The sequence below is a fragment of the Pararobbsia alpina genome, assembly GCF_902859895.1.
Taxonomy (GTDB): domain Bacteria; phylum Pseudomonadota; class Gammaproteobacteria; order Burkholderiales; family Burkholderiaceae; genus Pararobbsia; species Pararobbsia alpina.
This window is the reverse complement of record NZ_CADIKM010000026.1, coordinates 58,194-68,844: the sequence shown is the minus strand read 5'-3', so window position 1 is coordinate 68,844 and position 10,651 is coordinate 58,194. Positions and strand designations below refer to the sequence as shown.

Below are 10,651 nucleotides of genomic sequence, written 5' to 3'. Positions count from 1 at the left end.
CGCGGGGTGACCGTCACGACTTCCTTGTTTTCCATCAACATGCTCCGCCAAAAATTCGACAGCATGTCGATCGTGCTCACGTCGGGGTAGATGCCTTGGGTGGACGCTTACCAAGACCTCGGGTCTAGCTGACGTGCTTATGCAGTCGCTGGGTCCCTGTGCTGAGGAGATTGCCGTCGCGTTCGTGTTCGGCTCCGTGGCTAGCGGCAAGGAGATCGCTACAAGCGACATAGACATTCTCCTAATCGGATCCGCCAGTTTCGGAGCCGTGGTCAAGCTACTGTATCCAGCACAAGCGACGCTGGGCCGTGAGATCAATCCAAAGATCTTCTCACCGGCAGAGTGGCGATCTCACTTGCGAGAAAGCGAACCCTTTGTAGTCGACATTCTCGCCAAACCAAAGATCTTCCTGATTGGGAGCGAGCGTGACCTTGGAGAACTTGCTAGGACTGAGCCTTGAATCGATCACGCCGAGCCACGCGCAGACTTCTCGCCTGCTGGCCGCCGCCGAGCGAAACCTTCAGGATGCGCGTCTCGACCTCCTCAGTAACGAGAACCGGTTTGCAATGCCGCCATTGCCAACTGCATCACCACTTTGTACGCGGCGGTAGCGCTTTACAATGTGCCGTGCGTTCGGCGCGGGATGCTACCCGGTGCGCCGTCCACATCGTCGGTCTTCAAACCCGCTAAAATGCCATGTCTGGCGCACCCCGCGCGCCCACTCCCCGTTGAATGCCATGCTCCGCCTTAGCGAAGTCAAACTCCCCCTCGATCATCCCCAGTCCGCGCTCGATGCGGCCGTCCTTGCGCGTCTCGCCGAGATCGGTGTGCCGCCCGAAGGCATGGTTCGCTATACGGTGTTCCGCCGCGCGCACGATGCGCGCAAGCGCGCGGATATCAAGCTCACCTATATCCTCGACATCGAACTGAAGGACGAAGCTAGCGCGTTCAAGCGCATGCAGGGCAAGCCGCACTACAGCGTGAAGCCGGACATGGAGTATCACTTCGTCGCCCAGGCCCCTCGCCACTTGACGGTACCGCGCCCAGTGGTCATCGGCATGGGTCCCTGCGGGCTCTTTGCAGGGCTGATTCTCGCGCAGATGGGCCTGCGCCCGATCATCCTCGAGCGCGGTAAGGCGGTCCGCGAACGGACGAAGGATACGTTCGGTCTCTGGCGCAAAAGCGTCCTGAACCCCGAATCCAATGTCCAGTTCGGCGAGGGAGGCGCAGGCACGTTCTCGGACGGCAAGCTGTACAGCCAGATCAAGGACCCGCGCCATCTCGGCCGCAAGGTCCTCGATGAGTTTGTCCGCGCCGGCGCACCCGAAGACATTCTTTTCCTGAGCCGCCCGCATATCGGCACGTTCCGGCTCGTCAGCATGGTCGAAAAAATGCGCGCGACGATCCATTCGCTCGGCGGCGAAGTGCGCTTCGAGACGAAGGTCGAAGAGATCGAGATCGACAAAGGCAAGCTGCGCGCGCTCAGGCTCTCGAACGGCGAGACGCTGCAGACGAATCATGTGGTGCTTGCCATCGGGCACAGCGCGCGCGATACGTTCGAGATGCTGCATGCGCAAGGGGTCTATATCGAGGCGAAGCCATTCTCGCTCGGCTTTCGCATCGAACACCCGCAAGGCCTGATCGATCGCAGCCGCTTCGGCAAGTTCGCCGGGCACGAGCAGTTGGGCGCGGCTGACTACAAGGTCGTCCACCACGCGAACAACGCACGCGCGGTGTACAGCTTCTGCATGTGCCCAGGCGGCACGGTCGTCGCGGCAACATCGGAAGCCGGGCGGGTGGTGACCAACGGCATGAGCCAGTACTCGCGCGCAGAGCGCAATGCGAATGCCGGGATCGTCGTGGGCATCACGCCCGAGGACTACCCGGGTGGCCCGCTCGCGGGCATCGACTTCCAACGCAAGTGGGAGACGCGCGCGTTCGAACTCGGCGGCGGCAACTACCATGCGCCCGGCCAACTGGTCGGTGACTTCATCGCAGGCCGGCCCTCGACTGCGATGGGCTCGGTGATTCCCTCATACAAGCCCGGCGTCACGCCGACGGACCTCAGTACCGCCTTGCCGGACTATGTGATCGACGCGATTCGCGAGGCGCTGCCCGAACTCGACAAGAAGATCGCCGGTTTCGCGATGCACGATGCGGTGCTCACGGGCGTCGAGACCCGCACGTCGTCACCGATCCGTATCCGTCGCAAGGACAATTTCCAGAGCATGAACGTCGAAGGCCTCTACCCGGCGGGTGAGGGGGCGGGCTACGCCGGCGGGATCTATTCGGCCGCGATCGACGGGATCGAGGTGGCGGAAGCACTCGCGCTCGATCTGCTTGCGTCGTGAAGCCCGCTATTCTTCATGCGGTTCCGATGACCCGGAGCCGGGGCCGTAAGAACCTGACGGACCTGATGAGCCGGATGAGCCTGACGGTCCCGCGGGTCGCCGTCGCCGGGTGATGACGGTCGACGACGACTCGTCGCGCGACCTGTCTCGCGCCTGCGGCGGTCTCGTTCCCGTATCGGGCTGGACGGTCGAGATGGCGCGCTTGTAGATGCCCTGCACCCCATTGGGCGTACTGAGCATGATCAGGTATTGGTCGAAGGATTCGATGGTCCCGACCAGCCGGATGCCGTTGATCAAAAAGATCTGAACGCGCTTTCTTTCCTTGCGGAGGCTGTTCAGTACTTCGTTCTGCGGAAAACGGTCTTCGGATTCTGTCGACATGGTTGTGGCCGCCGTTTTTTTAAGGGTGGGCAGGATGCCGCAACCGTTGTGCCACCTGACGGTCGCGCATCGGCTGTGGCGCTCGGGCACGCAAGCCGGGCTGTCGCGAGGGGGCAGCTCGAAGCGGCTTGAGAAGCGGCTTGAGAAGCGGTGCATCAGCCTGATGCCCCTTTTTCCCGTCGCGGTCTTTCCGCTGTGAGCCGCGCACGAAAGACCGCGGACTCATAGACCAAGCCTACACCGATTTCCAGGAGTCGATGTGCCAACGTATAGTGCCAGCGAGCATACCCGGCTTCCATGCGCGCAAAGAATCGATAGCGCGCTCGTGTTATTGCAGTTCCAAATTCAACGCATCGATCTGGTTTCTCTGGCTATTCAACCGCGCACTCCGGAATGCTGACTGCAATTCTTCTCGCCATCGCCGCGTTCGCTGCCACGAATATCGACAATCTGTTCGTGCTCCTTGCCTTCTTCGCCGAGGCTCACGACAAGTGGCCCGTGGTGACCGGTCAATACTTGGGCTCGCTGGCCCTGGTGGCGCTAGCCTGCGGGCTCGCGGCGCTGATGATCAATGTGCCCCCAGCCTATGTCGGACTGATCGGCGTGATGCCGGTCCTCATCGGGATCGGCAAGCTGCTGCGACTCATGCGAGGGGGAAACGACCCGGGCGAGGTTGCCGAGGCCGGCGACACCAGCGAGAGACAGAATCGCGGGTCGTCGATCTGGATTGTCGCCACCGTCGCGATCGCAAACGGCTCGGACAATCTCTCCGTCTACGTACCGCTGTTTGCCGCCCGGTCCCTGCCACAGGCCCTTGCGATCGTCACGGTTTTTATTGTGATGATCGGGTTGTGGTGTGGCTTGGCCATCTGGCTCGTATCACACCGTCTGCTCGGCAGACCGATCAGGCGGTATGGCCATCTGTTGCTGCCATGGGTGCTGATCCTGATCGGCATCTCGGTTATCGTGGAAAACGGAACACTCAAGGCCTTTGGCTTATAAGAATTTCCCATCTAGGCCTGCTTTGGTCTCAGATGACGTCGCAATTGGCTGTCTACAGAATTGGCTTACAGAGAGTTGGCTATCTACTGAGAGATAGATGGCCCCATGGCTGACCCAGGATTCCGGAATTGGAAAGCGCCGCGGCTAACAATCGACGGAATTGGGCGGTGCCAATCGCCAAAAAGCGCCTAAACTCCTTCGAATTCGGACCTTCGTCCCCATGCGAGCGGTCCTGACAAACCGACGACTATCTACCTGAAGATAGATTTAAAATCGATTTTAGAAAACTGTTGTGCTCGGACTGTACTTGCGCTGCCAACATGAATTGACTAGTGAACTTTGTAGGCCTTCGTGACTTCCTCGATTCTCGTTCGTGTGCCAAACAAGCGGCTCGCCACGACGGCCCCCTGCAACGAGGCATACAAGACCCGCCCGGCTGCCTCGGGCCCTCCGCTCACCATCAGCGTGCCATTTTTCTTCCCCTCGGCCAGCAGCTTGCCCAGCCACGTCTCATTGCTTTTGAAGAAGCTCTGAACGGCCTGTCTCACGTGCTCGGGCAGTGATGCAATGTCGGCCGCAAGCATGCCGCACAGACAGATCTGGTCACCATCGCCAAGTATCTTGCCGAACAGCCGGGCGTAGCGGTCGAGACGCAGGTCGGCAGACTGCGATGAATCGATTGCATACATTTCGGCGAGCGATTCGCTGCTGTAGACATTGACCGCCTCCAGCACGAGGTCTTCCTTGGTCGGGAAATAGTAGTGAATGCTCGATGTCTTGACCCCGACCAGTTCGGCGAGGTCCCGGTAGCTGAAGCCGTTGTATCCCCTGAGCATGATCAGGGTCTGGGCATAGTCCAGCAACTGTTCTCGTACGGTGCGCGTTTCCATGGCGCGGATATTATCTACCGATAGGTAGAGAGTCAATTGTCCGTCTCAAAATTAATCTGGAAATGAGCCCAATGCCGTTTCTGCACTTTGCCGCGGAAGTTAGCCAGATAGGTGAGTGGGTGAATTGGCCGATGGGCCAGCCGAAGCGGACTAAGGAAAGCTGGCAAAGCGATGAATCTGCTGTCCTCAATGGCCGAATGGACGGGGGCTGCCATCGGATAGCGTGCAATCCGTCGGGCATATGGCCTATGTCTGGGAGGTCAATCTCCCCTGAACGCCATCCCGAAAGGCCTGCGCCGCAACGGGCGATGACGCCTAAGGGTATCAATTCGGAACCTTCCTAAGAAACTTTCGGGTTGTGACAAGTACTGAGATTTTCTCTAATTGAGGCGTCGCATGAGCGATTTGTGCTTTGACGGGGACTGCCACATGACGGATGTTAGTTGGCGAAATTCGAACGATAGTGTCCGACCGAAGTCGGCACGATCCGCGTGAAGACGGCCGCAGGAGCGGCACTCACGCAGGGCAAGCCGGCCGTTGCGCGTCAGTGTCCCGGCAGCATTTGCGGACGCTATGGAGAAAGGCTATGTGCGCATTACGGGAAGGCCCGTGCGGGGAAGCGGACGCGTCGCCCGACATCGACATTGTGATTGCGGACGATCATCCGGTAGTGCTCGCAGGTGTCGAGAAGACCGTCGGTGAATGTCCGGGCTGCCGTGTCGTCGCGGTTGCACAGTCCGTCGGCGGAATGTTCGATGCGCTGCGAAAGATTCATTGCGATATCGTCATCAGCGATTTTTCTTTTTGTGGAGATCCCGAACCCGACGGTCTGATGATGCTGGAGAAGCTCTCGCGAACGCATCCCGACGTAAGAATTATCGTGTTGTCTCAACACGATGACTTGATCCGGGTTAAGCGGATCATGACGATCGCATCGGGCTTCGTCAGCAAGACCACCGGCATTGCATGCTTGCCGGTCGCGATCGAAGAGGTCCTCAACGGAATCAAGTTCGTCGACCCGCGTACGTCGAAGCTCCTGCTCGGCCATATGTTCGAGCGGCAGCGCGACGGCTTCGGTGACGAACCGCTGACGATGCGCGAGATGGAGGTCATGCGTCTCTATTCGAGGGGCATGACGGTGACGGAGATCGCAAACTACACACGCCGTAGCCTCAAGACCATCAGCGCGCAGAAGCAGAGCGCGATGAAAAAGCTCGGCGCGCGTAGCGATGTGGAGCTTGTCGACGCGTTCAAGATCGCGGAAGGGGGCAGCAGCTACTAGACGAAAAGCCGCGCGCGAAAAGGTGTGCGGGTATGGGAAACCGGCTACCGGAGAAACGGGCAGCGCGATGTAACCGCGCTGTATGCGACTCCTGCCGCGGCCCACCGCGCCCGCCGGGATGGAAGACCACCGGCGGAGCATCCAAAATGGAAGACGCTAGTCGCGGAACAGTTCGTAGAACCGGCCGAGTTCAGCCGATAATTCGTTGAGCGCCGCCATTTCCGACGGGGTGATCTTGCGCACCGCGTTCGGATGCGTCCAGTCGCCATAAATCAGGCCGACGGTGGTCGTATCGAGGCGCACGGGCAATAGCACGAACGCGTGAGCGTCGGGCAAGGCATTGCGGAACCACGACGGGATGTGTGCCGCGATCTTTGCGTCACGCGCCTGTTCGATAAAAATGCCGACCGAATTGGCAATCGCAAGATGGAAGACATCCGGTGCGAACGATTCCGGGAAACGTAATAGCGGCAGTAGCCGTTCGACCTGCTCGCCCGCTCCGAGGCAAGCCTCGAACGCATTGTGTTCTGCAAGGCGTTCGAACACGATGACGCGTGCAAAGCCGAGCGCGGCCCGAATCGTTTCCGAGGCGAGCGTCTGCACGGGCCGCAGCGCGTGATTTGAACGAAGTGAACGAACTTCGGCCAGCCCCGCGCGCAGCCGCGTCTCGGGATCGACGGGCTGCGTGGCCGCAATTGAATTGCTCTTCAGGCTGCCGATTTCATCGAGCAAGGCGTTCGCGGTTTCTTCCTTGGCGAGCGAGACGGTGAGCTCGATGAGTTCCTCGGGCGACATCGACAGGGCGGGGCTGTGTGCACGAGCGAGGTCGTTGAGAAGAATGTCACGCAAGTCGGAATCGGCATGGGGATCGGCCATGATTTCGGACACGGCGGTCGAGAAGCCCGTAACCGACTGCAGCCATTGCAGATGCGAGGGAGACGCCCCGACAGGGTCCTCACCGCCGCGCATCCCCACACGAATCGTCTCGGGCAGGCGCCAGCGTGCCGCGGCCTCCTGGCCGAGCTGCTCGAACGACATGCCGAGAATCGCCGCACACACCTGTTCCTCAGGCACCCCGGTACGCGTGGCGCGCTCCTGGATTTCGCGCCATTCATCCTCGAGATAGAACACGACCAGCAGCTTGCCAACCTGGCGCATGAGCGTACAGACCACGGCCTCTTCCCGTGCACCTTGCCTGCTCTGATCCGCGATCTGACGGGCGACCTGCCCAGAGAGCATGGTCCGGTTCAATTCGAGCTGGGCGTCGATCCGGTTGCCGCGTTCGCTCGAAAAATGGTCGAGCAGCTTGAGGCCGACAGCGAGGTGCCCAACCGCCTCGATTCCAAGGATCACCAATGCGCGTGAGATGGTCGTGACATTGCCGCCGAAGGCCGAATACATCGCCGAATTGGCGAGCCGGATCACCTTCTGCGTCAATGCGAAATCCGAGAGGATCACGTTCACCAGCGCGGTGAAATCGAAGTCGCGTGTGTCCATTACCGAAACCGCGGCCTGGACGGACTGCGACAGCATGGGAAAGTCACCGCGCGCGCTGAAGCGAGACCAGACCTTGTCGATCGGAGACCCGCTCATAGGACTGAGCCCGTTGTTGCTGAGCCGCTTAGCATTGTAAGTTCTTATTTTCCATGTGCGTCGATTGCGAGCTCGCGAGACATGAATCTGTCGGCCAGTTCGTTGGCCGGCAGTGCCTTGCAAAGTAGCCAACCCTGAATATGGCCACATCCGAGCTGAATCAGCAAGGCCCGTTGCGCTTCAGTCTCGACACCCTCGGCAACGAGCCGCAGGTTTAATGTGTGTGCTAGGGCGGCGACGGCGGTCACGATGGCCTGATCGTTCCGCGATTCAGACAGATTCTCAATGAAGCTGCGATCGATCTTAAGCTCGGTCAGCGGAAAGCGCTGAAGATAGGCAAGGCTCGAATAACCGGTGCCGAAATCGTCGACGGCAAAGCGGATGCCGATGTCGGCGAGGTCCTCGAGTAAGCTGCGCGCATGCTGGGGATCGTGCATCAGCACGCTTTCCGTGATTTCGAGCACGAGGCGCGACGGTTCGACACCGGTGAGCTCCAGGGTTTCGCGAACCGTTGCCGCAAAGGCCGGCTCGCGGAATTGCTGGGCCGACACGTTGACCGCTATGTATTCGAGCCGCATCCCGAGCGAATCCCACAATGCGAGCTGCATGCACGCCGTCTTCAGAGCCCAGTCGCCGAGGTAGCTGATCAGCCCGACGGCCTCTGCGAGCGGAATGAAAGTCGTCGGCTGCACCAGGCCGCGGGTCGGGTGGTGCCAGCGCATCAGCGCCTCGACGCCAACGACCTCGAGCGAGGCGATATCGGAGATCGGTTGATAGTGCAGTGAGAACTCGCCGTTGCGTACGCCCTCGTAGAGTTCCGCTTCGAGCTTGAGCTTGTCGGCGGCTTCGGGGTCGCGCTGGTCGTTGAAGAACATCAGCGTATTGCCGCCGATGCGCTTCGCGCGGTAAAGAGCCTGGTCGGCGCCGCGCAGCAATTGCCGTTCGTCGTTGCCAATCTGGTCGCTCGAGGCGATGCCGACGCTCGCCGCCAGATGCAGCGACTGGCCTTCATAACTATAGGGCTGTGAGATCGCCGCAAGCAGGCGCCGCGCAAGCGCCTCGCTGCTGCGTGCATCGACACTGCGGCGCGTCATGACAATGAACTCGTCGCTGCCCGTCCGCGCCACGACGTCGTCGGCGTCGACACTTGCACTCAGACGCTCCGCGGTCAACTTGAGCATCGCATCGCCCGCTTCGTAGCCGAGCGCGTTGTTGATCCGCTGGAATGCATCGAGATCGATCGACAGCAGGGCGACCCGCGCCTTCCCCTGCACGCCGCTTGCGAAAGCGCGCTGCAACCTGCGCTGGATCGACACGAGATTGTCGAGTCCGGTCAGCGCATCGTGCTCGGCTTCGAAGCTCAGTCGTTCCTGACGCAAGGCCCAGGCAGAGATATCGGATGCGGAAATCGAGAAGCCGGCGAGATTGCCGTCCGAGCCATGGATCTGCGCAATGCGCAGATTGACCCAAGCGGGATAGGTCAGTGACTTGTTCATCCGCAAGGTGCAGCCGACCGGCTCGGCGCTCACGCGTGCCTGGGCAATGGTGTCGGCGAGCAGGGCGGCATCCGCATCGGGTACGAGTGCACTCAGGCTGGTCGCTTCAAGAAAGGCCCGGTGAAAGCCCATGAAGCGCAGACCGGCTTCCGAAATATAGGTGAAGCGCAGATGCGTATCGACCTGTGCGAGGAAGTCGATGCCCGCCACTGTATGTTCGCCGAGCACATAAGGCTCGAGGCTCGTCGTGTTCAGGTCGTCACCTGATGGGCCGCGTGGACCCTCTTCGGGATCGCCGCCGATACGGCCGCCCTGGCGATGCAAGCGAGCGTCGACAACCATATCGCGCGCGCTGAACGGCGAGATACGCGCCCATGCGCGCAGGAGGACGGCCGACGCGGAGGCGACCTTGCTTCGCTCAATGTAGGGCGCGGCGACGGGGGGCGTGGCAAGCCGGGAATCCGGGCCGGAGGCATCGGCATCGGCCGGCACCGGGCCGGGCATGGCACGGTCGTTCATCGGATGTCCAGAGACAGTGTGTTCGTCTTAGTCAACGGCCATTTCGCCAAAATCTTTAACGGCACACAGCGGGTGGCAAACAAGCGCGGCAAGCGGGCATACCGGCTTGTCGGCATTCCGAGAGCCAAGGCACACCGTTTGCTGTTTTGAAGCGCGGAGAAGCGGCAGTGATCCGTTCTCAAAATGTGGATGCTCAGGCGCGAAATGGGCCCATTAAGACAAAACGTCGCCGCGCCCGGACCGAATGGACCCGGGCAAGCGGTTGAATCGCCACGCTCTGCCTGATCGATTTTCATTTTTCTGTTCGAACAACAACGTGCTTTTTACAGGAGTGCCACCATGAAACTGCTCAAAAGCCTGACTCTTGCCGTGGCAGCGGCAATGATGCTGAGCGCCTGCGGAGGCAGCGACGATGTCGGCAAGGAACTCGGTGTGACAAAACCATCGGTTCGCTACATTCACGCGATTCCCGCGCCCGCCACCAATGTCGACTTTTACAACAATGGTGTCATTGCCCAGTCCAATACCGCGTACACCTTCGTGAGCGCTTTCAACAACTTCTCTTCAGGGGCGACGACGTTCTCGTACGACCTGACAGGCACCACCACGCCGCTCGCGACGGCGCCCTCATTCAACGCCGTCAATGGTCATGAATATACGGTGATTGCCATTGTAGGTACATCGGCTTTACCTGCAATCTCGGTGATCGACGACCCATTTGACAAAGGTTTACTAAATAATCAGGCGCGCGTGCGCGCGTTCAATGCTTCATTCAACGCCAACTCGGTCGGCCCGGTGGATGTCTATCTCATTGCCGGCACGGCCGGCGACATCACGACCGCAACGCCGCAATGGCCAATGTCGCCTATGCCGCGGCCGTGCCCGCCTCGGGCCAGGACTCTGTATATGTCGATGGCGGCCAGTATGTGATCGTCGTCACGCATGCGGGTTCGAAGACGCCGATCTTCAAGTCCTCGCCGATCACCCTGTCCAACAACGCCGACTGGCTGGTCACGACGATTCCGACGGAAGGGCTGGTCGGTCCGACCATACCGGATGCCATCCGAGTGCTCGTTGCCAGCAATGGCGGTACCAATGGCACCGACCTGCTGACGACTCCCTTGCCGTGAGCGGGGG

The 10,651-nt window shown here is 60.4% G+C and carries 8 protein-coding genes and 1 pseudogene; 5 read left to right on the top strand and 4 right to left on the bottom strand.

The genetic code is table 11. The features are described from left to right. Window positions 1–139: 139 nt before the first annotated feature. Both HV670_RS21010 and HV670_RS21005 read left to right on the top strand, forming a co-directional pair. Window positions 140–460: a nucleotidyltransferase domain-containing protein gene (locus HV670_RS21010; protein WP_175106804.1), complete on the top strand. Its 321-nt coding sequence runs from the start codon at window positions 140–142 to the stop codon at window positions 458–460. Window positions 461–737: 277 nt separating this feature from the next. Beyond that, window positions 738–2,351, top strand: coding sequence for an NAD(P)/FAD-dependent oxidoreductase (locus HV670_RS21005; protein ID WP_175106803.1), 1,614 nt, complete (start codon window positions 738–740; stop codon window positions 2,349–2,351). A 6-nt stretch (window positions 2,352–2,357) separates the two neighbouring features. Here the strand turns inward: HV670_RS21005 and hfq are convergent, their stop codons facing one another. After that, window positions 2,358–2,732, bottom strand: a complete 375-nt coding sequence (hfq, locus tag HV670_RS21000; protein ID WP_175106802.1) for an RNA chaperone Hfq — start codon at window positions 2,730–2,732, stop codon at window positions 2,358–2,360. A 393-nt stretch (window positions 2,733–3,125) separates the two neighbouring features. Here hfq and HV670_RS20995 point away from each other — a divergent pair, with 393 nt between their 5' ends. Then, window positions 3,126–3,734 (top strand): cadmium resistance transporter, encoded by a 609-nt coding sequence (locus HV670_RS20995; RefSeq protein ID WP_175106801.1) that lies wholly within the window; start codon window positions 3,126–3,128, stop codon window positions 3,732–3,734. A gap of 329 nt (window positions 3,735–4,063) precedes the next feature. Here HV670_RS20995 and HV670_RS20990 read toward each other — a convergent pair whose 3' ends face one another. After that, window positions 4,064–4,624 (bottom strand): TetR/AcrR family transcriptional regulator, encoded by a 561-nt coding sequence (locus tag HV670_RS20990; protein ID WP_175106800.1) that lies wholly within the window; start codon window positions 4,622–4,624, stop codon window positions 4,064–4,066. A 586-nt stretch (window positions 4,625–5,210) separates the two neighbouring features. Between HV670_RS20990 and HV670_RS20985 the strand changes: the two genes are divergently transcribed. Next, window positions 5,211–5,906 carry a response regulator gene (locus HV670_RS20985; RefSeq protein ID WP_175106799.1) on the top strand — a complete coding sequence of 232 codons (696 nt, stop codon included), beginning with the start codon at window positions 5,211–5,213 and terminating at the stop codon, window positions 5,904–5,906. 156 nt (window positions 5,907–6,062) lie between these two features. On the opposite strand, the gene HV670_RS20980 is transcribed toward HV670_RS20985, so the two are convergent. Continuing rightward, a complete protein-coding gene (locus tag HV670_RS20980) occupies window positions 6,063–7,499 on the bottom strand; it encodes an HDOD domain-containing protein (protein WP_175106798.1) in 1,437 nt (478 codons plus the stop codon). Window positions 7,500–7,543: 44 nt separating this feature from the next. After that, window positions 7,544–9,514 carry a putative bifunctional diguanylate cyclase/phosphodiesterase gene (locus HV670_RS20975; RefSeq protein WP_175106797.1) on the bottom strand — a complete coding sequence of 657 codons (1,971 nt, stop codon included), beginning with the start codon at window positions 9,512–9,514 and terminating at the stop codon, window positions 7,544–7,546. A gap of 339 nt (window positions 9,515–9,853) precedes the next feature. On the opposite strand from HV670_RS20975, the pseudogene HV670_RS20970 reads away from it, so the two are divergent. After that, window positions 9,854–10,644: pseudogene (locus HV670_RS20970) on the top strand (DUF4397 domain-containing protein). Window positions 10,645–10,651: the final 7 nt, after the last annotated feature.